The 26781-nt window shown below is 69.6% G+C and carries 24 protein-coding genes and 1 tRNA gene; 12 read left to right on the forward strand and 13 right to left on the reverse strand.

Annotation, left to right across the window (positions count from 1 at the left end):
- Window positions 1-187: 187 nt before the first annotated feature.
- On the reverse strand, window positions 188-1135 hold the full coding sequence (locus DEI92_RS00795; RefSeq protein WP_111011999.1) for an NAD(+)/NADH kinase: 948 nt from the start codon (window positions 1133-1135) through the stop codon (window positions 188-190).
- Between the two features lie 219 nt (window positions 1136-1354).
- On the opposite strand from DEI92_RS00795, the gene DEI92_RS00800 reads away from it, so the two are divergent.
- Window positions 1355-3853 carry an ATP-dependent Clp protease ATP-binding subunit gene (locus DEI92_RS00800; RefSeq protein ID WP_111010393.1) on the forward strand — a complete coding sequence of 833 codons (2499 nt, stop codon included), beginning with the start codon at window positions 1355-1357 and terminating at the stop codon, window positions 3851-3853.
- A 140-nt stretch (window positions 3854-3993) separates the two neighbouring features.
- On the opposite strand, the gene DEI92_RS00805 is transcribed toward DEI92_RS00800, so the two are convergent.
- Window positions 3994-4356: a hypothetical protein gene (locus tag DEI92_RS00805; protein WP_146249059.1), complete on the reverse strand. Its 363-nt coding sequence runs from the start codon at window positions 4354-4356 to the stop codon at window positions 3994-3996.
- Between the two features lie 138 nt (window positions 4357-4494).
- On the opposite strand from DEI92_RS00805, the gene DEI92_RS00810 reads away from it, so the two are divergent.
- From DEI92_RS00810 to DEI92_RS00825, 3 genes are all read left to right on the forward strand, one after another.
- On the forward strand, window positions 4495-5034 hold the full coding sequence (locus tag DEI92_RS00810; RefSeq protein WP_111010307.1) for an amino-acid N-acetyltransferase: 540 nt from the start codon (window positions 4495-4497) through the stop codon (window positions 5032-5034).
- Window positions 5035-5097: 63 nt separating this feature from the next.
- Window positions 5098-5865: a hypothetical protein gene (locus DEI92_RS16235; RefSeq protein WP_146249060.1), complete on the forward strand. Its 768-nt coding sequence runs from the start codon at window positions 5098-5100 to the stop codon at window positions 5863-5865.
- Window positions 5865-6245, forward strand: a complete 381-nt coding sequence (locus DEI92_RS00825; protein WP_111010304.1) for a dehydrogenase — start codon at window positions 5865-5867, stop codon at window positions 6243-6245. Before DEI92_RS16235 ends, DEI92_RS00825 begins: the two co-directional genes overlap by 1 nt.
- A gap of 26 nt (window positions 6246-6271) precedes the next feature.
- Here the strand turns inward: DEI92_RS00825 and radA are convergent, their stop codons facing one another.
- Together radA and DEI92_RS00835 are read right to left on the reverse strand one after the other, a co-directional pair.
- A complete protein-coding gene (radA, locus tag DEI92_RS00830) occupies window positions 6272-7633 on the reverse strand; it encodes a DNA repair protein RadA (protein ID WP_111010300.1) in 1362 nt (453 codons plus the stop codon).
- A 9-nt stretch (window positions 7634-7642) separates the two neighbouring features.
- Complete coding sequence (locus tag DEI92_RS00835) at window positions 7643-8620, reverse strand: SGNH/GDSL hydrolase family protein (RefSeq protein WP_111012003.1); 978 nt, start codon at window positions 8618-8620, stop codon at window positions 7643-7645.
- 143 nt (window positions 8621-8763) lie between these two features.
- Between DEI92_RS00835 and DEI92_RS00840 the strand changes: the two genes are divergently transcribed.
- A tRNA-Ser gene (locus tag DEI92_RS00840) sits at window positions 8764-8853 on the forward strand.
- A 151-nt stretch (window positions 8854-9004) separates the two neighbouring features.
- Here DEI92_RS00840 and DEI92_RS00845 read toward each other — a convergent pair.
- The 3 genes from DEI92_RS00845 to DEI92_RS00860 all read right to left on the reverse strand — a co-directional run bounded on the left by DEI92_RS00845 (window position 9005) and on the right by DEI92_RS00860 (window position 12271).
- Complete coding sequence (locus tag DEI92_RS00845; RefSeq protein ID WP_111012004.1) at window positions 9005-9847, reverse strand: hypothetical protein; 843 nt, start codon at window positions 9845-9847, stop codon at window positions 9005-9007.
- A gap of 420 nt (window positions 9848-10267) precedes the next feature.
- Window positions 10268-10861 (reverse strand): hypothetical protein, encoded by a 594-nt coding sequence (locus tag DEI92_RS00855; RefSeq protein ID WP_146249062.1) that lies wholly within the window; start codon window positions 10859-10861, stop codon window positions 10268-10270.
- 501 nt (window positions 10862-11362) lie between these two features.
- Window positions 11363-12271, reverse strand: a complete 909-nt coding sequence (locus DEI92_RS00860) for a LysR family transcriptional regulator (RefSeq protein ID WP_181434575.1) — start codon at window positions 12269-12271, stop codon at window positions 11363-11365.
- 70 nt (window positions 12272-12341) lie between these two features.
- Here DEI92_RS00860 and DEI92_RS00865 point away from each other — a divergent pair, with 70 nt between their 5' ends.
- Window positions 12342-13520, forward strand: a complete 1179-nt coding sequence (locus tag DEI92_RS00865; RefSeq protein WP_258369823.1) for a TDT family transporter — start codon at window positions 12342-12344, stop codon at window positions 13518-13520.
- 953 nt (window positions 13521-14473) lie between these two features.
- Here DEI92_RS00865 and DEI92_RS00870 read toward each other — a convergent pair.
- On the reverse strand, window positions 14474-15382 hold the full coding sequence (locus DEI92_RS00870; protein ID WP_111012007.1) for a GNAT family N-acetyltransferase: 909 nt from the start codon (window positions 15380-15382) through the stop codon (window positions 14474-14476).
- 278 nt (window positions 15383-15660) lie between these two features.
- Here DEI92_RS00870 and DEI92_RS00875 point away from each other — a divergent pair, with 278 nt between their 5' ends.
- Window positions 15661-16029, forward strand: a complete 369-nt coding sequence (locus DEI92_RS00875; protein WP_146249064.1) for a hypothetical protein — start codon at window positions 15661-15663, stop codon at window positions 16027-16029.
- A gap of 59 nt (window positions 16030-16088) precedes the next feature.
- Window positions 16089-16790, forward strand: a complete 702-nt coding sequence (locus DEI92_RS00880) for a GNAT family N-acetyltransferase (protein ID WP_181434576.1) — start codon at window positions 16089-16091, stop codon at window positions 16788-16790.
- 65 nt (window positions 16791-16855) lie between these two features.
- On the opposite strand, the gene DEI92_RS00885 is transcribed toward DEI92_RS00880, so the two are convergent.
- Both DEI92_RS00885 and DEI92_RS00895 read right to left on the reverse strand, forming a co-directional pair.
- The gene (locus tag DEI92_RS00885; RefSeq protein ID WP_111012010.1) at window positions 16856-17881 is read right to left on the reverse strand and encodes a Glu/Leu/Phe/Val dehydrogenase dimerization domain-containing protein; all 1026 of its coding nucleotides are present in this window, start codon (window positions 17879-17881) and stop codon (window positions 16856-16858) included.
- Between the two features lie 53 nt (window positions 17882-17934).
- Window positions 17935-18831: an AraC family transcriptional regulator gene (locus tag DEI92_RS00895; protein ID WP_181434577.1), complete on the reverse strand. Its 897-nt coding sequence runs from the start codon at window positions 18829-18831 to the stop codon at window positions 17935-17937.
- A gap of 163 nt (window positions 18832-18994) precedes the next feature.
- Between DEI92_RS00895 and DEI92_RS00900 the strand changes: the two genes are divergently transcribed.
- Window positions 18995-19534, forward strand: coding sequence for a cupin domain-containing protein (locus DEI92_RS00900; protein WP_111012011.1), 540 nt, complete (start codon window positions 18995-18997; stop codon window positions 19532-19534).
- An 81-nt stretch (window positions 19535-19615) separates the two neighbouring features.
- Here the strand turns inward: DEI92_RS00900 and DEI92_RS16935 are convergent, their stop codons facing one another.
- Complete coding sequence (locus DEI92_RS16935) at window positions 19616-22375, reverse strand: AAA family ATPase (RefSeq protein ID WP_111012012.1); 2760 nt, start codon at window positions 22373-22375, stop codon at window positions 19616-19618.
- 77 nt (window positions 22376-22452) lie between these two features.
- On the opposite strand from DEI92_RS16935, the gene DEI92_RS00910 reads away from it, so the two are divergent.
- Together DEI92_RS00910 and DEI92_RS00915 are read left to right on the forward strand one after the other, a co-directional pair.
- Window positions 22453-23178, forward strand: a complete 726-nt coding sequence (locus DEI92_RS00910) for an alpha/beta fold hydrolase (protein ID WP_111012013.1) — start codon at window positions 22453-22455, stop codon at window positions 23176-23178.
- A gap of 162 nt (window positions 23179-23340) precedes the next feature.
- The gene (locus DEI92_RS00915) at window positions 23341-24210 is read left to right on the forward strand and encodes an SDR family NAD(P)-dependent oxidoreductase (protein ID WP_220037431.1); all 870 of its coding nucleotides are present in this window, start codon (window positions 23341-23343) and stop codon (window positions 24208-24210) included.
- Window positions 24211-24271: 61 nt separating this feature from the next.
- On the opposite strand, the gene DEI92_RS00920 is transcribed toward DEI92_RS00915, so the two are convergent.
- Entirely contained in the window at window positions 24272-24691 is a 420-nt protein-coding gene (locus DEI92_RS00920; protein WP_111012014.1) for a DUF2000 domain-containing protein, read from the reverse strand.
- 140 nt (window positions 24692-24831) lie between these two features.
- Here DEI92_RS00920 and DEI92_RS00925 point away from each other — a divergent pair, with 140 nt between their 5' ends.
- Window positions 24832-26190 carry an aminotransferase class V-fold PLP-dependent enzyme gene (locus DEI92_RS00925; RefSeq protein ID WP_111012015.1) on the forward strand — a complete coding sequence of 453 codons (1359 nt, stop codon included), beginning with the start codon at window positions 24832-24834 and terminating at the stop codon, window positions 26188-26190.
- Here DEI92_RS00925 and DEI92_RS00930 read toward each other — a convergent pair.
- On the reverse strand, window positions 26174-26686 hold the full coding sequence (locus DEI92_RS00930) for a CGNR zinc finger domain-containing protein (protein WP_181434578.1): 513 nt from the start codon (window positions 26684-26686) through the stop codon (window positions 26174-26176). The genes DEI92_RS00925 and DEI92_RS00930 overlap by 17 nt on opposite strands.
- Window positions 26687-26781 lie beyond the last annotated feature (95 nt).

Genomic DNA, 26781 nt, shown 5'->3' on the forward strand with positions numbered 1-26781 from the left:
ACCACGGCCGACCCGGACGGGGTCGGTGCGGGGAGTCGGGTCGTCCTGTGGGAAGGCGATCCGGCGGGGTGATGGGAACGGCCCGTCCGAGTCACACGACTCGGGCGGGCCGTCGTCGTCGGTCCCGACGGTCGCGCGGGCCGCTCCGGTGGTCCTGCACCGGGCCTCCCGGCCTGGAGGCGCGGCCTCAGCCCTCCTCGGGCTCCGGCCGGTCGTGCTGCCGCAGCCGCTGCCGCACCTCGGAGGGGATGAGCTCGATGAGCTGGTCCGGTCGCACCGGGAGGTCGAGCAGGCTCAGCTTGACCCGGCCGGTCCGCCCGTGGCGCTCGGCGTCGAGGCGGATCACCGTGCCGGCGTTCTTGCGCAGCCGGACCTCGAGTTGCGCACCGGTGGCGACCTCGCCGACGACGAGCCCGTCGACCTCGAGCGCGGCGCTCCGCGTGCCCTCGGCGATGTCGAACCGGTAGCGCTCCTTCGCCGCGAGGACCACCGAGCGGTCGATCCCGGCCATCGGGGCGACCGGCGTCACGACCGAGCCGGACAGGGCGGGGGAGAGCACCGGGCCCCCGGCGGCGTAGTTGTAGGCGGTGGAGCCGGCGGGGGTCGAGGCGACGACGGCGTCGGCGCGGTAGTACCCGTACGTGAGGCCACCGATCGTCAGGTCGGCTGAGACCTGCCCGGCGCCGGGGCGCCGGACGATCGTCAGGTCGTTGAACGCGAGGTAGTTCGTGCGGGCACCCGACCACGTCAGCACGGCCTCGAGCGCGTGGTGCGGCTCGAGCGAGTAGTCACCGGCGGACATCCGTTCGAGCGCCGCGGCGAGCTCCTCGGGTTCGATCTCGACGAGGAACCCGACGTTGCCGTAGTTCACCCCGAGGACCGGCACCGGACGTGCGGCCACGAGGCGCATCGACCCGAGCATCGTGCCGTCGCCCCCGAGGGACACGACGAGGTCGACCCGCTCGCAGAACTCGACGTCGTCGAGCACCTCGATCCCCGGGCCGAGCCGCGCGGCGTCGATCCGGCGCGCGACGAGCTGGCCCCGCCCCGACGCGTGCCAGCGCTGCAGGGTCTCGACCGACGCCCGGACGTCCTTCGAGGGGTGCATCACGATCCCGACGAGTGGTGCCTCCATGGTCCGGAGGGTAGCGGTGACCACCTGACCGCGGCCAGGGTCAGGCGAGGCGAGCACCGCCTCCCGGGCCGTCCGGACGGACCGCGCACGTGGGTCACGCCCACGGCGAACAGGGGCAGCCCCGCGGAGGCTCGCTGGTTAGTCTCGATGTACGTCGCCGGGCCCACCAGGGACCGGCACATCTGTCGGCTCCACCCCCTCGGAGCCAAGGGAGAGCACATGTTCGAGAGATTCACCGACCGAGCCCGTCGTGTTGTCGTCCTCGCCCAGGAAGAGGCGAAGATGCTCAACCACAACTACATCGGCACCGAGCACATCCTCCTCGGTCTCATCCACGAGGGTGAGGGCGTCGCCGCCAAGGCACTCGAGTCGCTCGGGATCTCCCTCGACGCGGTCCGCGAGCAGGTCCAGGACATCATCGGCCAGGGCCAGCAGCAGCCGACGGGGCACATCCCGTTCACCCCGCGCGCCAAGAAGGTGCTCGAGCTGTCCCTGCGCGAGGCGCTGCAGCTCGGCCACAACTACATCGGCACGGAGCACATCCTGCTCGGGCTCATCCGCGAGGGCGAGGGCGTCGCCGCCCAGGTCCTCGTGAAGCTCGGCGCCGACCTCAACCGGGTCCGCCAGCAGGTCATCCAGCTCCTGTCCGGGTACCAGGGCAAGGAGGCCGTCGCCGTGGGCGGCGAGAACCAGCAGGGTGCACAGCAGGGTTCGCAGGTGCTCGACCAGTTCGGTCGCAACCTCACCCAGGCCGCGCGTGACGCCAAGCTCGACCCGGTGATCGGGCGCGAGAAGGAGATGGAGCGGGTCATGCAGATCCTCTCCCGCCGTTCCAAGAACAACCCCGTCCTCATCGGCGAGCCGGGCGTCGGCAAGACCGCCGTCGTCGAGGGCCTCGCCCAGGCGATCGTCAAGGGCGAGGTGCCCGAGACGCTCAAGGACAAGCAGCTCTACTCGCTCGACCTCGGGTCGCTCATCGCCGGGTCCCGCTACCGCGGTGACTTCGAGGAGCGCCTCAAGAAGGTCACGAAGGAGATCCGCACCCGCGGCGACATCATCGTCTTCATCGACGAGATCCACACGCTCGTCGGGGCCGGTGCGGCCGAGGGCGCGATCGACGCTGCGTCGATCCTCAAGCCGCTCCTCGCCCGCGGTGAGCTCCAGACCATCGGTGCCACCACGCTCGACGAGTACCGCAAGCACTTCGAGAAGGACGCCGCGCTCGAGCGCCGGTTCCAGCCGGTCCAGGTGAACGAGCCGTCCCTCCCGCACGCGATCAACATCCTCAAGGGCCTCCGCGACAAGTACGAGGCGTTCCACAAGGTGTCGATCACCGACGGCGCGATCGTCGCCGCGGCGAACCTGGCCGACCGCTACGTGCAGGACCGGTTCCTGCCGGACAAGGCCATCGACCTGATCGACGAGGCCGGTGCGCGCCTCCGCCTGTCGATCCTGTCGGCGCCGCCGGAGCTCCGCGACTTCGACGAGAAGATCTCGACGGTCCGCGGGCAGAAGGAAGCCGCCATCGAGGAGCAGGACTTCGAGAAGGCCGCATCGCTCCGCGACGAGGAGAAGAAGCTGCTCGGCGAGCGGCTCCGCCTCGAGAAGCAGTGGCGTGCGGGTGACGTCGCCGCGTCCGGCACCGTCGACGAGGGCATCATCGCCGAGGTCCTGGCGCAGGCCACGGGCATCCCGGTGTTCAAGCTCACGGAAGAGGAGACCTCGCGCCTCGTCTTCATGGAGAAGGCCCTGCACGAGCGCGTGATCGGGCAGGAGGAGGCGATCTCCGCCCTGTCGAAGACGATCCGCCGGACCCGCGCCGGCCTCAAGGACCCGAACCGGCCCTCCGGCTCGTTCATCTTCGCCGGCCCCACGGGCGTCGGGAAGACGGAGCTCGCCAAGGCGCTCGCCGAGTTCCTGTTCGACGACGAGGGCGCGCTCATCTCCCTCGACATGTCGGAGTTCGGTGAGAAGCACACGGTCTCGCGGCTGTTCGGTGCCCCTCCCGGGTTCGTCGGGTTCGAGGAGGGCGGCCAGCTCACCGAGAAGGTGCGCCGCAAGCCGTTCTCCGTGGTCCTGTTCGACGAGATCGAGAAGGCCCACCCGGACATCTTCAACTCGCTCCTGCAGGTGCTCGAGGAAGGCCGCCTGACCGATGGTCAGGGTCGCGTGGTCGACTTCAAGAACACCGTCATCATCATGACGACGAACCTCGGTTCGCAGGGCATCGCGGGTGGTCCCGTCGGGTTCCAGGTCGAGGGCAACTCCTCCGTCGGCTACGACCGGATGCGCGCCAAGGTCAACGAGGAGCTGAAGAAGCACTTCAAGCCCGAGTTCCTGAACCGCGTCGACGACACGATCGTGTTCCCGCAGCTGTCGCAGGACGAGCTGCTGCAGATCGTCGACCTGTTCGTCAAGCGCCTGTCCGACCGCCTGCTCGACCGCGACATGACCGTCGAGCTGTCGCTCGCCGCCAAGGAGCAGCTCATCAAGGTCGGGTTCGACCCCGCCCTCGGTGCCCGGCCCCTGCGTCGCGCGATGCAGCACGAGGTCGAGGACCAGCTGTCCGAGCACATCCTGCAGGGTGAGCTCACGGCGGGCGACCACGTCAAGGTCGACTTCGCCGACGGTGCCTTCCAGTTCGAGACCGGGCGTCAGCCGGGGCGCGAGGAAGTGCTCGCCGGGGCTGCCGAGCCGGCCGGGGAGCTCGAGGCGTAAGGGCCTCCTCCCCACACACGACGCGATCCCCTCCGCACCACCGGAAACGGTGGTGGGGAGGGGATCGCGTCGTGCTGGGCGCGCGCGTCTCGCGCGAGGGGGCGGGCCGCCCCGGGTCGTCCGGCCCGGGGGCGTCGGCGCTAGGGGTGGGTGACCTCGCCGTCACGGGCGTCGCCGGCCGTGTAGCCGCCGCCGTCCGTCACGTTGCCGCCGCCCTCGGTGTCGTCGAACGTGAGGCGCCCGTCGCCGGTGCTGCTCTCGCTGCCCTGCAGGTCCTCGTTCTCCTCGCTGTCGCCCGAGAGGCCGTCCGCCAGGCCGTTCGTCTGGTCGAAGATGTGCCCCACCGAGTCGTCGCCCAGGGCACCGATGTTCGTGTGCGGGCTCGAGTCGTGGGTGTGGTCGTGGTCGAGTGCTGCGGTGTCGCCCGAGGGCTCCGCTGCGTGGCGCCCCTCGCTGCCGAGGGGGACCGCCGGGTGCTGTGCTGCGTCGTTGGAGTCAGTCATGGCGCGCACGCTACGCCAGATCCCGGGCCCGCCGTCAGGTCGGATCCAGCTTCCATCCACCGGACGGGAGAGACGGTGCGGACCGGTCCCGCGCCTCCCGGCCGTCGTGTGCCCGGCACCCCGGCTAGGGTGGAGCGGATGGACGACCAGGAGCCGGCGGCACTCGCGCGCGACGAGCACGGGATCCTCGTCCGTCCGGCGCTCGCCTCGGACGTGCCACACATCCAGCGGCTCATCGAGCCCTACGTGGCGCGGCGGATCCTGCTCGGCAAGGACAACGTCACCCTGTACGGCTCGATCCAGCAGTTCCGGATCGCCGAGGGACCCGATGGGGTGCCGATCGGCTGTGGCGCGCTCGCGGTGTTCTGGGACGACATCGCCGAGGTGCGCACGCTCGCGCTCGACCCCGCCTGGCTCCACAAGCGCGTCGGGCACCGGCTCCTCGACGGGCTCGAACACGACGCCCGCCAGCTCGGCATCGGCCGGATCTTCTGCCTGACGTTCGAGGTCGAGTTCTTCACGAAGCACGGCTACCTGGAGATCGGGGAGTCCGTCGTGTCACCCGAGGTCTACGCGGAGCTCGTGCGGTCGTCGGACGAGGGCGTCGCGGAGTTCCTCGACCTCGCCCGGGTCAAGCCGAACACGCTCGGCAACACCCGGATGCTCAAGATCCTCTGAGCCGCTCGCGCCGGTCCGGCGTCGCTCCGCGGGAACCCCGCCGAGCGGACCTACCCTGTCCGCATGTCGTCGTTCCGCAACCCCGTCGGCGGTCAGCCCGCCGCTGTGTACTGGCGGCGGCGCGCCATCGTCGGCGGTGCGCTGCTCCTCGTCATCGTGGTCGTGCTCCTCATCGTCTTCGGCCACGGCGGCGGATCGGAGGCCGCTCCCGCTCCCTCGGCCAGCGCCTCCCGGACCGCGTCCGCGCACCGGTCGTCGAGCGCGGCCGAGCGTGCCGCTGCGCGCGCCGCCGCTGCCGACGCCGCGGCGAACGCATCGGCACGAGCGAGCGCCGCAGCCACCGCGGCCGCGACCGCGATCGCCACCCCCGAGGCCGGGGCCACCGCCGGCGCGACGTCCCCACCCGCAGCCGGGTCGACCAAGAACGGCGCCACCTGCCGCAAGTCGCAGATCACGCTCAAGGCCCTGACCGACAAGACGCAGTACGGCCCCACGGAGGAACCGAAGATCTCGATGTCCATCACGAACACCGCGTCGACGAGCTGCCACATGGACCTCGGCTCGAGCCAGCAGGTCCTCACGATCACGAGCGGCACCGAGACGTACTGGTCGAGCAAGGACTGCCAGACCGGCGGCACCGACCAGGACATCACCATCAAGGGCGGCCAGACCCTGACGACGCCGGCGATCACGTGGGACCGAACCCGGTCCTCCACATCGACCTGCGACTCGAGCCGGCCGTCGGTGACCGCGGGTGGCGCCAGCTACCACCTCAGCGTCGCGGTGGGGAACATCACGAGCGCCACCTCGACCCAGTTCGTGCTCCAGTGATGGCCGAGCAACGGTTCCGGAGCGAGCCGCTCGAGGCAGCGCTCGCCGCGCAGGACGTCGCCGCGGTCGCGTTCGCCCTGCGGCACGACATCGTCATCGTGCCGAAGCTCGTCACCGGGCGCCCGAAGGACCAGCAGGTGCGGGTGTTCGGCCGCGAGGGCACCGACAAGCGCATCCTGCTGCTGTTCTCGTCCGTCGACGCCTACACCGCGATGGTGCCGGACGAGAAGGTCCGGCAGGTCATGGTGTACGACGCCGCCCGGCTCGAGGAGTTCATCGCCGCGCACCTGGACGTGCTCGAGCAGGTGTTCTTCGACATCGCGGGGCCGAACACGATGCAGGCCGAGCCCGCCGACCTGTTGGCGGCGCTGCGCGCGTAGGCCGGGAGGCGCGGCTCGCGTCCGCCTCAGAACGCCGCGTCGAGCTCGCGCTCGCGCACCGACTTGGTCATCGCGAAGGCGACGCGCAGTGCCTCGCGCAGGTGCTCGGAGTCGGCGCCGAGCACAGTCGTGAACCCGAGCCGCCGGGCCTCGGACACCCGTTGCTTCTCGCCGGTGGTCGGGCGGATCTCGCCCGCCAAGCTGATCTCGCCCGCGGCGGCGAGCGTGTGCGGGTACGGGCGGTCCCGCGCCGCACTCGCCAGGGCCAGGGCGATCGCCAGGTCCGCGCCCGGCTCGGTCAGCCGCATGCCGCCGACGGTCGACACGTAGACGTCGCTGTCCGACAGCTTGATGCCGGCCCGGCGCTCGAGGACCGCCAGGAGCATCGCGACGCGGGAGGAGTCGACGCCGTTGACCACCCGCCGGGGCTGCGGCGCGGAACTCGGCACGACGAGCGCCTGGACCTCGACCGGAAGCGCGCGTCGGCCCTCCAGGGCGATCGTGATGCAGGTGCCGCTGACCGGGGCGCCGGCCCGGGACATGAACAGCCCGCTCGGGTCCGGGACCTCGTGGATGCCGTCGCCGGTCATGTCGAAGCAGCCGACCTCGTCCGTCGGGCCGAAGCGGTTCTTGAGCGCGCGGATGAAGCGGAGTGCGGTCTGGCGGTCGCCCTCGAAGTGGCAGACGACGTCGACCAGGTGCTCGAGCAGCCGGGGACCGGCGATCGTGCCGTCCTTGGTGACGTGCCCGACGATGAGGATCGGGAGCGCGCGGTCCTTCGCGACGCGGATGAGGGTCGACGCGACCTCGCGCACCTGGGACACTCCGCCCGCGATGCCGTCGACCGCACTCGACGAGATCGTCTGCACGGAGTCGGCGATCACCAGGTCGGGCTGCACCTGGTCGATCTGCCCCAGGATCACGGCGAGGTCGACCTCGCTCGCCAGGTAGAGCTCGTCGTGCATGGCCCCCGTGCGTTCGGCGCGCATCCGGACCTGGTCCACGGATTCCTCGGCCGAGACGTAGAGGACACGCTTGCCGGCCGCGGCCGCACGGGAGGCGACCTCGAGCAGGAGCGTCGACTTGCCGACCCCGGGCTCGCCGCTCAGTAGGATCGCGGCGCCGGGCACGATGCCGCCGCCGAGCACGCGGTCGAACTCGCCGATGCCCGTGCGCCAGTGGGTGACGCGTTCGCCCACGGCCTGGGTGATCGGCTTGGCGACCCGGCCACCGGTGACTGCGATCGCCGCGGTGCCACGGGTGCTCGCCTGCGTGGCGGTCGCGTCTTCGACCGTGCCCCAGGACTGGCACTCACCGCAGCGGCCGACCCACTTGATGCTGGTCCACCCGCACTCGGTGCAGCGGTAAGCGGTCTGGGCCCTGGCCATGCGTCGAGGCTAGGCGGCGCCGCTGACATCGCCGCGGTGGCTCGCGGCGTCGTGGCGCTCCGTCGGCGCGTCCGGGTTCCCCGCGACGTGGCTGCCGTGCGATCGGTGCTGCCGCAGGTGCTGGAGGTCCGGGCTGTGCTCGTCCGCGGTGTCGGCGTCCTGGTCCGCCCGGGCCGCCGCGACCGCCGCCGCACGCGGGCCGAGCTCCTCGACCTCGCGCGCGGAGAGGTAGCGGCGGATCGCCATCAGGGTGTCGACACGGGCGTCGACCGCCGGCTCGAGCGCGCTCGCCCAGATGCGGTAGCCGTTGTCGTTCGGGTGGAAGAGGTCGCCGTACGTGTTGCGGAAGGTCCGGCGGAGGCCGACGCGCTTCGTGATCTCGTGCAGGGGCGCGACGGTGAGGCCGAACTCGGCGGCCACGCGGTGCACGATCTCGTTCGCGACCTGGACCTTGCGCTCGCGCTCGCGGAAGAACATGCACGGCAGGTCGGCGACGATCGCGTGCGAGGGCACGGCGGCGTAGATGCGGCGGAGGTTCCGCTCGAACTTGTCGGGATGGAAGTCCAGGATGTCGTTCGCCCCGATCACGACCGTGCAGATGTCCGGCGTGTACGTGCCGAGGACCGGGAGCTGCTCGTGCCGGGCGCCCCAGGTCGTGGCGCCGGAGACGCTGAGGTTGACGACGCGCAGGGTCGACCGCGACCGCCGCCGGACCCGCCGCGCGAGCAGCCCCACGTAGCCCCGGCTCGGGACCGTCGCGCCGACGCCCTGGGCCGCGGAGTCGCCGATCGCCACGTAGGTGAGCTGCCCCTCGTGGTGGATGCGCTCCCGCCACCAGTCCGCGTGCACCGGCAGCATGTCGACGACTCGCTGTGCCGCGGCGCGCTGCCCCCGGACGCCCGCCCTGGCTCCGAGCGCAGCCGCACCGGCGACCGCGAGGCCACCGCCGACGGAGGACACGAGTGCCACGAGAGAGCGCGTCTTCATACCCGGGACGATACGCAGTCGGCCTCAGCGCCAGGTCACCGCGTCCGGGGGCGGTGGACAGCCGTGCATCGGGTGCCGCTGGGGACGGCGAGCCGACGGTCCTGCGTTCCTCGGGCCTCCCGGCATGCGGTAGGATCGTCGGCGGTACCGTGTCCGAGCGGCCTAAGGAGCATGTCTCGAAAACATGTGTGGGGGCAACTCCACCGTGGGTTCAAATCCCACCGGTACCGCCAGCGGGTCGATTGCAGGTCCTGCCCCTCGGGGTTTGCAGAACTACCCTCAAAGAGAAGAGCCCCCGGCTTCGGCCAGGGGCTCTTCTCGTTCTGATGCTCGTGTGAGCGGGCAGATGTGACCGGACCGACGTGCGGGCGCTCGCCGCGGTGGCTACGACGACGAAGTCTCCCGTTTTTGGGCGCGCCGAAGCACCCCGTCCGCTCGGAGGCCCAGTTCTGGGCGCGCTAAAGCGTCGGGGTGTGCGGGGTGCTTCTTCGGTTCTGCCGGCGGCGGCGTTACCGCTACGCCGGTCTTGAGGGGTGTTCCCGCGTCGAGGTGGCTGACGAGCCACGTGGCTCGCATCCTCCTGGTGTGAATCTCCGTGGGCGCAGCGGTGCGGGAGACGAAGTCGGTGACGAGGTTGATGTTCTCGCCACGTTGGTCGGCGCGGAACGCCCATCCGGCGCCGCCGAGGAACGCTGCTCGTGCAACGAGCGGTGCGGCCCATTCTGCTGACACGGGTACCTCTCGCCCGTCGGCGCGCACCACAACACTGGTCGCGCCGACGTGGACGTCCTCGAGGCGTTGCCGGACGATCTCTGCGCCGGTGAGTCCGGCGCCGAAGCCCAAGGACAGGAGCGCGCCTGCCGAGGTTCGGCGTTCCGGGGAGGTCTGCGCTCTCGACCATGCTTCGAGCGCCGCCTGCTCCTGCGCGCTGTATGGCCGAACCGCGTCGGTTTTCCCAAGCGCCTTGAAACGTCCGGCGGCGGCTTCGCCGAGGAGCGCTTCGGAGACGCGTCGAAGGCGGGCCCGAATGGTGTTCCGGCTGGCCCGGTTGTACCCGGCGAGGTGGTGGTTCACGAACCGCCCGATCATGAACGGGTCGAACACCACGTCGTCTTCGAGTGGTGCGTGTTCGTCGTGCGCGAAGTGCACGAGCCGGGTCACCGCCGGGTAGAGCTGCCGCGCATCGTAGGTGACAAGGGGCTCCACCCGCGTCACGACGTCGTGCACGTATGGTCCGATTGCTACCCAGATCTTCTCGGGTAGCTGCGGGCGATACGGCATGACGCCTCTTGATGCGGTCATAGCGCGCCGATCGTGGTGCGGCGGAGGACGGGGGCGATCCGTGCGCGCTCTACGCTTGCAATATGGGAAGAACGTCGCGGTCGCGGCCGGTCGAATTGGCTGGCAGCCCCTGGCCCGACGTGGTGTCCGAGGATCTGTTCGGGGAAGTCGCTCGGCAATTCGTGGTCCGCCTCCGTGAGTCGATGGATGGTCGCAGCGTCCGATCGGTGGCAATCACGGCCGGACTGCATCATCAAACGCTGCGGAACGTCCTGAACGGCGAAGCATGGCCGGACCTTGCCACCATCGCCCGCTTGGAGTTCGCCCTCGGCGCGGACCTCTGGCCAGGGAGAGCGGCGACCTAACCTACTCATCGCTCTGGTCCACGGGATGCGGGCGTGCGGAAATTGCGCCGTGGAGCGCGCGGTTCACCCGTCTGGTCTCCCGAAGCCACCGCCACAGCGCTGCCCGCCCCTCGCCACCCCAGTCCGGAGGAGCCTGCCAGCGTGCCCCCGTCAGTGCCCCCAGCCACTGCAAGGACGTCCACGTGGAGGGACTTGAAGCGCGGAAGCGCGCGAGCGGGATTCGTGGGGTCGGAGGGTACTTGCGGTCGAACTCGTCCTTCGCGGCGGCGAGGTCCCGCCCGACGCGCAGCGCAGCCACACGATCCGCGTCGTCGCCGTCAACTGCGATGACACGCTCACGGGTGGCGAGGTCAATGATGACCGTGGTGCTCGAGGCGCCAACGGTTACGACGATGTCCGCTCTCTGCTCGGATGCCATGAACGTCACCAAGCAGCGAGGAGGCAGCCGGCCGGCCGACAGCCATTCGCTGTTCGACGGCGTCGAAGCGAGTTCGGACAGCCGCACGCCGTTCGGAAGACGGCTGTGGTGCCGCGCCGAGTTGCGCGGTGGCGCGGGGTGCGAGTCTGCCATCTCGCGCCAACCCTCTCCGCTCATGCGATTAGAATAGCCGCTTGCTAGCGGCTCCGACTCCGGAACTGTGCTGGCTCCACGTGGGCGACCCGACGACATTCACCTGGAACGCCCCCGTCGAAGGGTCCTAGGCAGGTCACAGGAACGGAACGAGAGGACCCAATGCCGCCCCTCCATCAGCACCTTCGCCCACGCGCGCACTCCATTGCTGATGGCTAGGCGAAGCGTGGATGCGGCGGAGTGACTGCTCAGGGCAGTGAGCAGACTCGACCACAAGGTTTCGTCCTAGGCGCTCAAGCCGGTGCCGAATTGCCGCTTCAAAGTCGTCCTGATCCGCCGCGGCGCAGATGGCCGGCTGGGAAACCGGTTCACTCGATCAGCGAGCGATCCCGCGCTTCACGACCTCATCGCCTGCGTGCGGGTGATCCTCGAGGCTGCTTCAGGACTATGTCGGTATCTGATGCACGGCAGCTGCTGCCCCGATCGAGGGCGGCTCCAGCCCGGCCGAGCCGGAGGCCGTGCAGATCAGGTATCGCTGTCCAATTGTGCAATCTGCCGCAGGCGTTGAAGCTGTGGGGCGAGACGTGGCGTGGTCCACACCGCGGTGAGCTCCCGGACAATCGGTGCGTCGGTCCTGATCTCCGCCAGGGTGCTCCGCTCGACATTGAATTGAACGGCGCGACGACTCACGACGGCAACGCCGGTGCCCCCACGGACGGCGGCGAGGATCGCGGACGTCGTACCGAATTCGCCAGCTGGCTCCGCTTGCCGCAGGTTCCGCTGCGACAGCCACCGCTCGAGGGCTCGGCGCGAGCCGGAACCTCGTTCGCGTAGTAAAAGCGGCGTGCGTGCGAGGTCCGCTGCGGTCACGGCACCCGCTGTCGCCCACGGGTGCGTCGGTGACACGACGACCGCGAGCTTGTCGGCGCCGAGCTGGGCCCGGTAGAGGTCGGTGGGCACGTCGGGGGTCTCGATGAAGCCCAGTTGCGCCGTGCCGGCGGAGATTGCGGCGAGGACGCCGGCACTGTTGCCGGAGATCAGGCGCGGAATCGCGTCGGCCTCTCGGTCGCGGCGAAGCGTGCCGAGCCATTCGGGGAGGAGGTGCTCGGCGATCGTCTGCGAGGCGGCGATGACGAGGTCCGTTCCGGGCCGCAGTGATATGAGCGCGAGGTCAAGGCGACGTGCGGCTTCCAGGACGGGAGCCGCCCACTCGACGACGAGGCGTCCCTCCTGGGTGAGGGTTGTACCGGTCGGCCCGCTCCGCGCGAGCTCGACGCCGAGACGGTTTTTCGCTTGGCGGATCCGCGCCGATGCCGCTTGCTGGGTGATGCCGAGCCTCCGCGCCGCTGCCGACATGGTCCCGCGGTCGGCGATGGCGGTGAGTAGGGCGAGGGCCGGCAGGTCGACGCGGCCGCTCCACCAGGATTCCGTCACAACACTGCATTGTGGCACCCCTAACGAAGACGCCATAGTGCAGATGGCGCCGTCCAAGCACCCTTGGAATGTGACCACAACCTCGCTTCCCCTCCCTCGGCCGCACCATCTCTTCCAGGTGCTCACGTCACCGCGGGAGGTTGTCTCGAACCTCACGCCGAACTGGTTCGCGTCGGTCATGGGCACCGGGATCGTTGCCAACGCGGCGGAGTCCCTTCCGCTCCAGTTCCCGGGCCTCCGCGCGGGTGCGGCCGTGGTCTGGGCGATCGCTGCCGTGGCGCTGGTCGCGCTGACGGTCGCGACCGGGCTGCACTGGCTGTGGTATCGGGGCACCGCCCGCACGCATCATACGCACCCCGTCATCGCGCACTTCTACGGTGCGCCGCCGATGGCGTTCCTGACGGTGGGCGCGGGTGCGCTCCTCGTCGGCCGGGACTGGATCGGGCTGACCGCTGCGGTGCACATCGACTGGATCCTCTGGGTGATCGGGACGGTCCTCGGCCTGGTCAGCGCGATCGCGGTGCCGTACCTGGCCTTCACGCGGATCGAATTGCTCCCGGAGAGCGCGTTCGGCGGCTGGTTGATGCCGATCGTCCCTCCGATGGTGTCGGCGAGCACCGGGGCGCTCCTGATCCCGTACGTCACGGTAGGTCAGGTCCGCGAGTCGCTGTTGTGGGGCTGCTTCGCCATGTTCGGTCTCAGCCTCGTGTCCTCACTGATCGTCATTTCCCTCATTTGGGGGCGTCTCACGCAGCACAAGGTGGGGCCCGCGACGATGGTGCCGACACTCTGGATCGTGCTCGGCCCGGTCGGACAGTCCATCACCGCTGCCAACCTGCTGGGCGGGAACGTGCACCTCGCTGTGGCGGCCGGAACCGCCCACGCTCTCCAGGTGTTCGGATTGCTGTACGGCTTCCCGATGCTCGGATTCGCGCTGATGTGGACCACCATCGCTGCCGGCATCATGATGCGGACGGCGCGTAAGCGTCTGCCCTTCTCGCTGACGTGGTGGTCCTTCACCTTCCCGATTGGCACGTGCGTCACCGGATTGAACGGCCTCGCCGCACGAACGGACCTCTCAGTCATGCAGGTGCTCGCCGTCATCTATTACGTCGGTCTTGTCGTGGCCTGGGTCACGGTCGCGGTCCGAACGTTTCATGGCAGTGTCGTCCGCCGGACGCTGCTCGCACCTCCCACACCCGCCCTAACGCAGTCGCACGACGCTCGGGACTGCTGCAGGTCTAGTTGACTTGACGTGCCCCATGGTTTGGTTACCCGCAATCGTCTGAGGATCGGGCCCGTTCTAAGAGGCTCGAATCATGCCACGACCGTTTCCACCGGAGTTCCGTCGACGGGCCGTCGCGGTCGTCCGCGCCGGCAAACCGATGGCGACCGCAGCGGTCGAACTCGGCGTCAGCGCAGCCGCTATCCATCGAGCGCCGAAGCGCGTGAGCGGAAGTCGGGGGTCGGGGGCCTTTCGCGGTCGAACTCGTCCTTCGCAGCTGCGACGGCTCGCCCCACTCGGTTGGCCGCATCGGTCGGGCTCGTCGCCAGTCTGCGCTATGACGAGCTCTCGGGTTGCAAGGTCAAAAACGACGGTTGTGCTCGCTCCGGAAACCGTGACGACGATGTCGGCCCTGGGCTCGGACACGACGAACGCCCCCGTGCACTCGGCGGAGGATCGAGCCATTCGCTGTTCACGGTGTCTTGGTTGGCTCGGACAGGCGTACGTTGACGGCGGGACCGTGACGGGCAGTCAGGAGCGGGAACACACGGCTCTCGCGTGCGGTGTCGTGATGCCCCTTGGCGCTCATGAGATAACAACAGCCGCCAGTCGAAGCGGTGCCATCGAGCCCTCCCGTGGGGTGAGTGGGGCTGCGCTCGTGCTTGCGACAGGCCGGCCATCGGCGTCCGCACCATTCGTGGTCCGTTCTGTGATCTCGGGTGGGAGTGGTAGGGCCTGGGTCATGCGCGGTGCAAGTGGAGCGCCCTCTCCGTGAGGGGTAGTGGCGAGCCAGAGATAGCTGCTCAGCTGAGAGGACGGCGCTAAGTCGCCCGGACGACGACGCTCCTGGTATGCCGCGGAGCCCACCTAGGTCAGCCTCAAGGGCATCGTCGGATTGCCCAGGACGTTCGCCTTCCTGAGGCGCTGAGGGAAGAGGTTGGCTGTCGCCGCGACTGATTGTCTCCCGATATCGCGCGTCAGAGGGTCAGACCCGTGTAACCGGGTCGCCGGGTCAGCCCGAACGAGCGGTTGAGGTTGAGGATCGGGGTGTTGTGTTCCTCGTTGTAGGTCACGATCTCTGTGCCGCCAGCGTCTGCAGCGACCATGAACTGGGAGTGCTTCAGGGCGCGCGCAACACCACGGCCACGGGCAGCCGGATCGACGCCGGTGAACTCGATGTACCAACTGGTCGAGCCCTCGACAGGAGCGAGGACGGAGACGCCAACCGGTTCGCGGCCGATCGTAGCGAGCAGGATCGAGCTGTTCGGCGAGAAGAAGTACGCCCACGCAGCCGACGCGTCGATCTCGTCTTCCTCGCCGCTCACCCGCGGCAGACCCGTGGTCGCCCGCTCCGACACGGACGCAATCTGCTCCCCGTGGGTCTGCAGTGTGACCACGGTCACGTCCACGTGCTGCTCGCTGCTCAACTGAGCCAGGGCGTTTCGATGGGTCGCGGCGGTGCCCGCCGGGAGCGGCGCTTCCCATCCGACACTGCGAGACGCGACGTGGAAGCCACAGCGTTCTGCGAATCGCCGCCCGTCCTCGAGCTCCTCCCGGAGCACCACGAGCGGCCGCCGGCCGCGGTTCCGGGTCCGCAGGAGTTCCAGCGCGCGAGCGGCCAACGCGGGTCCGAGCCCCCGTCCACGATGCGATGGGTGGACTGCGAGGGCAACGTCTACGTTGCTCGGGAAGATGGGATCGTCTGCGAGGTGGACCACGCCGATCGGGTGCCCGTCCTCGTCCTCGACGACTTCGGTGACGGCGTTGAGGACCTCACCGGCGAGGAGGCGCGGACGGATGCGGTGCTCGGTGCCGAACGGCGACAGGGGCGCGAGGAGCGCGACCACCCGATCGATCGTGGCAGGGTCCCACGTCACGAAGTCCATGGCGGTCCTCCTCGTCGCTGAGCTCCCGGTCCTCGTCCCCGGGCGGGACGTCCAGCTCTCGTCTCAAGATCCCGCTCGAGAGCGGGGATGCCGACCGTAGGACTACGGCAGTCACCACGGGGCAGATCGACACCGCGGAGTCGAGGTGGTCGGTGTCGGCGCGGCCCTTCCGTAGTTCTTCGGTCGCATCCCGCCCCGTGTGGGCGGACCATCGAATGACCCGCCCACTGATGCGATGAACGAGGGGCTTTTTGCACATGACGAACGTGGATCACCCGGTGACCGGCAAGCGCCCTCCTCGCTGGAGCGACGTCCTCACAGCGTTGCTTACGATGCCGCGGCCGGAGGATGACCTGCACACCTGGTTCGCACCCTCGTACCGACACGAACACGGCGATGAGGTCCTCACCCTCGACGAGTTCGGGAAACGCATCCGCGAACTCCGGGCCCACCTCGTCGCCTTCCACATCGAGGTCATACCAGAGCGGACCGACGGCCAGATCTATGAGGAAAGCCACCTGATCACGCTCGAGTTCGACGACGGACAGACGACGGCGCTGCAGTCCGACATCCGCGGTGGGCTGGAGCTCCTCCGACGCTCAGGGTCGCCGCCACCCGACGGACACTGGACGGGCACGTTGGGATGATCGGGGGCCACCCCCTCCTGGCGGACGCGCTCCGCGGGTGGGAGCATGCAACGTGCCAAATGGCGCTCGCCTCCGGCGGCGGTTCGGTCGACCACGGCGACCACGTCCGACTGTGGTCCCCGGTCCCCGTCGCCGCAGTGAACGGGCTCATGGCGGTCCGGGAGTCGTCGGATCCCGCCTCCCTTGCTGCAGCGGTCCTGCGCTTCGAGGCAGGCGGCCCCTGGGCCGTGACCGTGCGGAACCGCTCGGACCTGGTGCGGCGAGCGGTCGAGTCCCGCGGACTGACACGGCTCGACTTGCGTCCGCTCCTCGTCCGCAGCCTGGTGGGCTTCGCTCTGGAGGCCCGGAACGACGGAGCCCAGGCCGTGGTCCGAGCGGCGGACCGGAACGGTGACACCGAGTTCGCGGCCGCGATGGCCGACGGCTTCGGTGTCGAGAGGGCGGTGATGGGCCTGTTCGGGTCACCGCAACTCCTCGGCGCCCCGAACGTGCTGACGGCTGCGGTCCAGGGCGGCGACGGTGTCGCGGCTGTGGCGATGGGGTTCCTCTGGGCAGGAACGCTCGGCATCGCCAACGTCGCCACCGTACCGCGAGCGAGGAGACAGGGATTCGCGACGCTTGCCCTCGATGCGGTCCTCCGTCTTGGCGCCGAGGCCGGTGCGACCTCGGCCTACCTCCACGCGAGCGCCGACGGGATCGGCCTGTACCGGCGATCAGGCTTTGAGACCGCAGAGATGAGTCGGACCTTCCAAGGTGATTGAGGGTCTGCTTCTCGTCAGGGTCACGCGATGCGCCGGCGGGTGTCCCGGCCGGACCGACGGAGCGCTCACCGACCCGAGGCGAGACGCTCCCGCGCCATCGCGTCCGCGACCTCGCTCGTCGCTGAATCGGAGCGAGTGGAGACGTCGAAGATCGTGGTGAGCGTGTCGGCAATGCCCTCCACTCGACGCATGGCAGCGGCGTGGTCGAAGGGGACGTGCGGCGCCTCGGTGGCGCGGATGCCTCCCGCGTTGATGACGTAGTCCGGCGCGTACAGGATTCCGCGGGCGTGCATGCGCGCTCCGTCCTCCGCGGTCTCGAGTTGGTTGTTCGCCGACCCAGCCACGATCGGTGCTCCGATCTGCGGGATGGATGTGCTGTTCAGGCCGGCTCCGAAGGCACACGGCGCGAATACGTCAGCCGCGACCGAGTGTGCGATCGCGGGCTCGACGACCCGGCCCCCGTACCGTCGCGCGGCCGCTTCCGCCCGGTCGGCGTCGATGTCGGAGACAATGAGGTCCGCGCCGCCGTCGCTCAACCATCTGCAGAGGTCGTCGCCGACACCACCGAGGCCCTGGACCGACACGGTGGTGCCGCGCAGACCGCGGTTGAGCGCTTGCCGCACTGCCGTGCGGATCCCGATGAACACGCCGTACGCCGTGTACGGAGCAGGGCCGCCACGATCGGCTGCGATGTTCCGGACATGAGCGGTCCTGTGCCGGATCGTCGCGATGTCCGTGGGTGTGACGCCGGCGTCTTCGGCAGCGATGTAGTCGCCGCCGAGGCGGTCCACTTCGTTGCCGAACGTCTCGAGGAGGCTGCTGCTCTTCCCGGTGACGGGGCTTCCGAGGATGACCGCCTTGCCACCGCCGAAGGGTCGGCCACCGAGCGCGTTCTTGTAGGACATCGCCTTCGAGAGTCGGAGCGCGTCGCCGAGTGCGTCATCGGGGCCGGGGTACTGGCGGAAGCGCACTCCGCCGAGGGCGGGACCGAGCGCGAGCGAGTGCACTGCGATGATGGCATCGAGTCCAGTCGTGGAATCGCGAGCGAACACGACACGGGCGTGCTCATCGTAGTCGGGGTGCTCCAGCATGCCGGGATCTCCTGATCGTCGTCGGATTGGACGACCTCAGCCTCCCGGCGGTGTCAGCGCTCGTCTTGGACGGATGATGCGTGTGCTGCGACGAACTGGCCCGGTGTGATGCCGTAGCTGCCCTTGAACCGCCGACTCAGGTGGCTCTGGTCCGAGAACCCGGCCGCCACAGCTGCTTCGGCGGCTCCCCAGCCGACGCGGAGCAACCGGCGTGCCTCCTCGAGCCGCAGCGCGTTGAGGTAGGCGTGCAGCGGCAGTCCGTAGCGTTCGCGGAAGACCTGGTTCAGCCGCACCCGGTGGAGCCCCGCCGCGTCCGCGATCTCGCGGGCGGTGATGCGATCCCGGAAGCGGGCGTGCATGAGGTCGCGCGCCACGGTGGCACGATGGTCCGACCGCCTCGGCGGGTCAATGCGTACCCGCGGCTGGTTCCGCAGGACGAGCTCGATGAGCTGGACGAGACGGATCTCCTGTTCCACGTCGTCCGGCACGTCGAACAGCGTCCGGTGCACGCGTCTGAGCGCCGCGACGACCTGCGGGTCGTGGATCACCGGCTGCGAGAAGGTGATCGCGCCCGCAGTCATGGGGCCGAGCTCCCGAGCGACGTCCTGCACGATGTCCGCGTCCACGCGCAACGTCCGGTACGTGTAGCCGTTCGCGTTCAGTGGTCTGCCGTCGTGCTCTTCGCCGGGGTTGATGACCATGGCTGATCCGGCGGGGGTGACGAAGGACGCTCCTTCCGTCGCCGTGATTGGCGCGCCTGCCTCGACTGAGGCGAACACGTAGCTGCGGTGCGTGTGTCGCTCGTACTTGTGGGTGAGGAACCGCGCGTGCAGACCCTCCACGCCGAGCGTCGGCACGGCCACGTACCGTGTCCACTCGCCTCGGAACGTCCGATCGGCGGCCGTGTTGCCAGGTGCGGCGCCGGGAGTCGGGGTGGACGGGTGTGCCATGTGGGCACTGTAAGTGGCGACGTCGGCGGAGCCAAGGACCGTTGCGAGCACGATGCCGGTGATGCTCGGTAGGAACACGGTCGTCCTGCCGTGAGCCGCCGTCTTAGCTTCGGTTGGACCGAAGGAGCGATCGGCCGGATCGGGCCGGGAAACAGGAGGCAGCATGACGCTCAACGACAATCCACACACGCCGCTCGGCCGAGACCTGACGGAGCCGGTCGTCGCGGACCCGGCTCTGCAGGGCGCCGTCTGGTTCCTCGGAGCGCTCATCCAGAAGCGCTTGACCGGTGCGGACACCGCCGACCGGCTCGCAGTCCTCGAGCACACCGGTGATCGCGGGTACAACAGTCCGATGCATCGGCACGTCGGCGATGACGAGACGTTCCTCGTCCTCGACGGCACGATCCAGTTCACCGCGGACGGCGAGGTGCGCGCCGCCGGATCGGGAGCCGCGATCTTCGTCCCGCGGCAGAGCGTGCACGGCTTCGTCGTCGCCAGCCCGGAAGCGCGGTTCATCACGCTGCACACTCCAGCTGGATTCGACCGGTTCGTGACGGAAGCCGGGTCACCCGCCCTCGCGGACGCCGGCGAGCGATCGCTGCACGCTCCGGCGGACATCCGGATGCCCGACCCGGCAGAGCTCACGGCCATCGCGGCGAACTACGGGATCGAGATCGTGGGGCCGCCGCCCGCGATCGTGTGACCCACACATCCAGCAGACGGACGGCTCGGCGGTCTGCGCCGAGCCGTCCGTGCTCGTCCAAGACGCTCGCGCGCCTCCGGATCAGGCTCGGGTCTGCTGGTCGCGACGAACTTGGTTCACCAGCTGGACCCTCGAGTGCACGCCCAGCTTCCGGTAGGCGTGCGCGAGGTGCGACTCCACGGTCCGCACGCTGAGGAACAACTGCGCGGCCGCCTGGCGGTTCGAGAGTCCGCCGACCACCGCATCCACTACACGCTGCTCTGATTCCGTGAGGAGGTCGGACATCACGGGCGTGGTCGGAGCGCCGATCGCACGGAGGAGTACGAGGTCCCCGATGGCTGCCGCGGTCGTGGTCGCTTCATCTCGGAAACGGTTCCGCGAGGAGCGGTCGCCAGCGGCGTCGGCAACAGCGGCAGCGTCCATCAGCATCTGGATCCGCGCCGGTGTCCGGGTCGAACGCGCGAGCCTCGCCAGTGCTCCGTCCATGTGCTCGACTGCTCGGTCGTGGTCGCCGAGGGCGCTGGCGAGCAGTCCCTGCAGACGGAGCTGCTGCGCGCGGGCGAAGACGCGATTCGGCTGCTTGCTGACCTCGTCGAGGGCGCGGATGCGTTCGGCGGCCAGGTCGTGGTCGCCAGCCAGTACCAGCGCACGCACGAGCTCGACGTCGATCCACATGCGGCGACCGGGTTCCCGCTCCCCGACCATCTCCGCCTGGTCGAGTGCCGCCATGAGCAGCGTGCGCGCCTGACGGTGATCACCGTCCTGAGCGGCGCGGAGCCCGCGGAGTCCGAGCCGGGTGAAGGCACCGACACTCGGCGTTCCGGCGACCTGTTCCGTCTCGATGGCTGCGTCGAGGGCCGACCTGTTCCCTGTCGCGAGCGCGAGGAGCCCACGGGCCCGCATCGCGGCCGGTGACCCCGTCGGCAGTGCCTCGTCGTCGTAGGCGGACAGCAGGGCGACGGCACGGGAGTAGTCCCCGAGCAGGACCGCGACGGTGGTCGCGTGCGCACGCAGTACGTTCGCCCCGGCGGTGTCCCCGCGCTCGGACGCACGGTCGATGAGGGGCGGCAGGAGGAGCGCTGCGCGGTCGACGTCGTCCGTCTGGTAAGCGAGCAGGGCCTCCGACGCCTCCGCCGTGTCCTCGAGGAGTACCGGTGCGCGCTCGTGGCCCTCGAGGGCGCGGAGCTTCCGCAACAGCGTCTGGTCGATCCCGGTCCCGATCGTCACCTGTGCCGCCAGGAGTGCGGTCATCGCCGCGTGTTGGGTGCGGATCGCATTCGGGATCCGCTCGACGGCTGGGAGGAGCGCCGCGGTGCGGAGCGCTCGCTCTGCGAAGTGCGGTGCCATCGTCGCAGCGACCGTTCGGATGATCACGCCCCGCGGATCGCCCTCGGGCACGAGCTCCCCGAGGCGACGGAGACGTTCACCAGCGCGATTCGTCCCGTCTGTGACGTACAGCGCTGATGCGATCAGGGTCGCAGCCGTGTCGACGAGTTCGACGTCGAGGTCCGGGAGATGGAGGCGCTCGAGCGCCGCGGTGGCGGTTGCGAACCTGCCGACCGTGGCGGCGGCCTCCGCCATGCGGAGGAGCCGCGCGGGGAGGAGTCCGTCGGCGGCGCTCGTGCGGTTGACGGCGCGGGTGCGCAGGGAGAGGGCGGTCTCGGCTGCTCCGATCGCCAGGGCCTGGTCCGAGGCCTGGTCGAGCAGGAGGGCGAGGGCTGGGTCGGGACCCGGGGGGATGCTGAGGTCGCGGTGGTGGGCCTGTTCGAGCGGGGACGGGCCGAGTCGGCTCACGGCACCGTGGAGGTCACGTCGTGCACGGTCGTCCAGGGCGTCCAGCGCTGCGACACCGAGTGCCGGGTCGACCAGGCGGAGGTCACCGTCGACGACCCGGACGGCGCGCTCGCGCATGGCACCCGACACGGCAGCCCAGCCTCCGGGCACCAGGTCCACGTCCGCCGGACGCACCCGACCGATCGCGGCGACGAACTGCAGGACGGCGACGGTCGGACCCGAGAACTGTGCAAGTCGTTGGCGAAGGACCTGATCGACCGTGCCGGTCCTGTGGTCACCGTCCCACGGAGGGCTGGCGAGTTCGATCGCGATGAGCGGATTCCCACCGCTCCGGGCGACGATGTCCTCGATGTCGATGGGCTCGAGCCGATCGTGGAACCGGCGACGGACCAGTTTTGTCAGGGTGGCGGCCCCGAGCGCGGGGAGCGCGTGACGGGTGATCGGTGGGAACAACGCCTCGTCCACGCCGTCGTCATCGGCGCCGTCCGGGACACGACGAGCGGCGACCAGGGGGACGCGGGTCCGGATCCGGGGTCGTGCGTGCATGGCACGGATGACGGCAGCGGTCTCGATGTCGATCCACTGCCAGTCGTCGATGAGCACGGCCAGACGTCGCGACCGGAGCGCCAGCGCGAGGAGGTCGCTGACGGCGGAGAGCAGGACGGCCTGCTGCACCGGGGTGTCCGTGGGGGACCGTCGTCCGAGCACCGTGTCGATGGCCGACGCCTGATCCGGCGCGAGTACCGGCGACAGGGTCTCGACGAGGGCACCGGTGAGGTCGCCGAGAGTGTTGAACGGTGCTGCCGACTGTGGATCCCCTTGTGCGCGGAGGACGAGGAAACCGTCCCGCTCGAGCGCGGCCGCCACCTGGTCGAGGAAGACGGTCTTGCCCGCGCCCGGCTCGCCCTCGATGAGCGTCGTGCCCCCGCGACCCCGGACGTCCTCCAGCGTCGCGCGGAAGAGCGGCCGCCGCTCGGGGAACACCATCGTCGACCCGTCACCCGTCGTCATCGGCGACGCCTGCACCTGGAAGGTGAGCTCGGACATGGGACTCCTTCCGGTCGGGATCGGTCAACCGCGGGTCAGTTGTATTCTCAAACCCAGTATCGTTCGAGGAGGCGACGATGTCCATGCGCTCACCGGGTGGAGGGGTGGATGCGGGCGCGGACGCCGCCGGTGTCCTCCTGCTGCACGGTCTGACGTCGGCCGCGCATTCCTGGGTGGAGGTGCGCCGCGCGCTCGCCTCGTTGGGGGTGTCGTCGTGCGCGGTCGATCTTCCGGGGCATGGGCACGGCCACCGGAGCGGCTACGACGTCGGCTCGATGGCGGCCGGACTGCCCGCACAGGAGCGGCCGTGGAGCGTCGTCGCGGCCCACTCGCTCGGAGGCGCGGTAGCAGTCGAGCGGCTCCGCCGGCAACGTGACTGGGCGCGTCGGCTCGTGCTCCTCGATCCGGTCTTGGTCCTCCGGCATGACCAGACCGCCGCCCTGGTTGCGGACAATGCGCGGAGCTTGGTGATGGACCACGCGGAGGTAGCGGCTGCCCACCCGCGTTGGTCGCCCGGCACGGTCACTTCGAAGCTCGTCGCCGCGATGCAGGTCGACCCACCGGTGATCTCACGTGTCCTCCGTGCATGGGACCGGACCGCTGACCTCGCCGCGAACGGCGTGCCCACCATCGTCCTCGGCGCAGACCCGGGGGTGGAGGAGCCGTCCTTCGACCAGACCCACGCGCGACGGCTGGAGCGACGTCAGCGGTTCGTGATCGCGGACGGGGCGGGCCACTCGATCCACCGGGACGACCCGCAGCGTGTCGTTGACGAGATCACCGCCATGCTGCGGGATCGGTAGTACTACCGAGGCCGTGCTGCGGCCCGGGCGCCCAGACTGCTCCTCGCTCGCGATGTCCGCGGGCCACTGGACAGGAAGAAGTGGATCGTGGAAGCTGCTGTGACTCGGCCGGTCATCACGCCGTTCGGCCCGCGTGCCACCGCTGATGAGGTGCTCCGGGGCGTGGACTTGAGCGGAAAGCGCATCCTCGTCACCGGAGGGGCGTCAGGGCTGGGTGCGGCCGCGGTGCGCTCCCTGGTACGAGCGGGCGCACTGGTGACCATCACGGTGCGGAACGGCCACGGGGCGTCCGACGTGCCGGACGGGGTGCGGCTCGCGTCGCTCGACCTCGCCGACCTGGCCTCTGTCCGGACGTTCGTGGAGGGGTGGGACGGGGTGGTGGACGTCGTCGTCGCGAACGCGGGGGTGATGGCTGTACCGGAATTGCGACGCTCCCAGGCCGGATGGGAGCTGCAGCTCGCAACGAACTTCCTGGGACACTTCGCGCTGATCACTGGTCTGCGGGGCGCGCTCGCGGCCGCGCGGGAGCCACGCGTGGTGATCGTGAGCTCGGGTGCCCAGCTACGCGCGGGTGTCGATCTCGATGACCTCAACTTCGAACGCCGCCCGTACGACCCGTGGCAGGCGTATGCGCAGTCGAAGACCGCTGACGTTCTGCTCGCCGTCGGCGCTGCTCGCCGATGGGCCGATGACGGCATCGTCGCCAACGCGCTCGCGCCCGGGTTCATCCTGACCAACATCCAGCGACACGTCCCGAAGGAGACCTTGCGCGCGCTCGGGGTGATGGACGAGTCGGGCGCCCCTGTGACGCCGGACTTCTACAAGTCGCCGGAGCAGGGCGCCGCGACGACGGTTCTGCTCGCCGGATCACCGCTGGTGTCCGGCGTGACCGGAGCGTACTTCGAGGACAACCAGGAGTCGCCGGTCGTCGAGGGGGGCCCGGACGTCGCGACCGGTGTCGCTCGCTGGTCCATCGACCTGGAGACGGCGGACGCGCTGTGGAACATGGCGCTGGCGGCCGTGCGGTCCTGAGTCTCGAGGTCGCCCCGACCTTGGCTCGCTCCGATCGGCTTGTCCGTCAGCGGGTCGGCGGTCAGCGGTGCCGGTGCGCACCCTTGATCACACGGTCCACCTCGCGCATCTCGCCGTAGACAGCCACCCCGGCGAGCGGGATGACCTCTGCAGGCACGTCCGCGATGGTGGCGCGGTTGTCCGCGTCGTTGTTGGTGGCGAAGATCGCCTCGGGGTAGATGGCGAGGTCGACCTCCCGTCGACGCCCTCGGCCCGCGATGGTGGTCAGCTTCGTGCCGTCGGCCTCGTACACGAACGTGGGCTCGACCAGCAACGACGCGTACGAGTTCCCGTCGCCGTCTGTGTACGGCTCTCCGGTCAGGGCCGGATGCCTCGCCGCGACGCCCGCTGCGAGGAACGCGGTGACGTTCGCGATTTGCCACGGCTCGAGGTCCTCACGCAGCACGATCGCGAGTCGGCTCGTCCATGCGACATCTGGCATCGGTGTCTCCTTCGTTCGTCGGGTCAGGAATCGGGTCGCTCGACGGAGCAACCGCTCCGAGCGCGGCGACACGCGACGTAACGATACTGGGTCTGCTCTTCAAATCCAGCAGCATGGACATTCCCGAGAGGAGAAACACCATGACTGTTGACGGTGCGACCGACCCGGAGCTGATCCTCCTGGCCGACGCTGATCGACGTGCCCAGCACTACGCTGCAGGCATCCAGGGGCGCCGCGTGTTCCCGGACGCTGCGGCGATCGCAGCGCTGGAGCAGTTCGATGAAGCGCTGCCACTTGTTGGGGCGCCCGCGGTGGAGACCCTACGGCTCCTCGACGAGGTCGGGAGCCCCGCCACGGTCGCATCCAACGGGCCCCGCTACTTCGGTTTCGTGACCGGTGCGACGCTGCCGGTCGCGGCAGCAGCGGATCGCCTCGTGCTCGCCTGGGACCAGGGCGCCCTGATGCACCTGACGTCACCGGCAGCCGCTCGGATCGAAGCCCAGGCAGCGCAGTGGTTGCTCGACGTGCTCGATCTCCCGCGTGAGAGTGGTGTCGGGTTCACCACGAGCGCCACCGCGGGCACGCTGATCGCGTTGGCGGCAGCGCGCAGGGCCATCCTGCGCCGGGCTGGTTGGGACGTCGACGAAGTGGGGACGGCCGGAGCGCCTCGGGTCCGCATCGTCACCTCCGAACTGGTCCACGTCGTCGTCAAGAAGGCGGTGCGGGTCCTGGGGTTCGGCCTCGGGAACGTCGAGTTCGTGCCGGTCGACCAGTTCGGACGCTTGAACGTCGAGCAGCTCCCCGAACTGGATGAGAACACGATCGTGGTCCTGCAGGCAGGGGAGGTGAACACCGGCGACTTCGACCCCTTCGTCCCGGTGATCGCGGCCGCTCGGAAGGCCGGTGCCTGGGTCCACGTCGACGGTGCATTCGGACTCTGGGCGCGTGCCTCGTCGCGACGGGAACTCACCGAAGGTGTGGACGGTGCCGACAGCTGGACGACCGATGGCCACAAATGGCTCAACACGCCGTACGACTCAGCGATGGTGATCGTCCGGGACCGGGACGCGCTCGCCGGTGCGATGAACTCGGACGCCGCGTACTCGTCTGCGTCCGCGGATTCGCAGAAGAACCTGACGCTCGAGTTCTCGCGGCGTGCACGTGGAGTGGCGATCTGGGCGGCACTCCGAACGCTCGGGAGCGACGGGGTGCGCACGCTCGTGGACAGCACGAGCGACCTCGCGCAGGCGATCGCGAGCGGTCTGCGGGAGGAGGGCTTCGACGTGCTGAACCGCGTCGTCATCAACCAAGTCCTGGCTCGAGGAGCCACGGAGGAGGAGACGGCGCGCGTCGTGCATGCAGTGCAGGACTCCGGGGAGTACTGGTTTGGGGGATCGGTCTGGCAGCAGCAGGCCGCGTTCCGCGTCTCCGTCTCCTCGTGGCGGACGACCGAGGCCGACGCTCGTGGGCTCGTCCGCGCGATCAGCCGCGCTCGATAGCCGCGCGGCGTCGTGCGCGCAGCGCCGCGACGTTGGCTCGGTTCCCACACGTTTCGTAGGAGTCCCATCGCTGCGACCGGTTTCGCGTCGTGTCGAAGAAGGCCAACTGGCACTGGTCGTTGGGGCAGAACCGCAGCCGGTTCCAGTTGCCGGACTTGACGAGGTCGACCAGTGCGAGGATCGCGTCGGTTCTGATGCGCGCGGGCGAGGACGGCACGGCACGGACCGCCGCGCTGTCGAACTGGAAGACGAACGGTGTCACGGCCGACTGGCGGTTGAGCTCCTCCCAGGCGATGGCCGAACCGCCCACGGCGTCGGAGATCGCGTCCCGGAGCTCGCGGAGCCGTGCCAGCTCCTCGTCGCTGACGTCCGAGACCGAGAGCTCGCGTTCGGCGTCACTGGGCGTCCGGAGCAGTTCGCCACCGCCGGCGTGTGGGCGCGTGTTCAGGAGACCGACGAGCAGCGCGGTGCCAGCAGGGGTCGAGGGCGACGTCACCGTCCCAGAGTACGAGTCGGGCTGGGGCTGCGTGCGACGTTGTGACGACGAGTTGTAATGGTCTAACGTCATTGAACCATTACAACTCGTCCGGC

Origin of the sequence: Curtobacterium sp. MCBD17_034, from assembly GCF_003234515.1 — a bacterium.
GTDB lineage: Bacteria > Actinomycetota > Actinomycetes > Actinomycetales > Microbacteriaceae > Curtobacterium.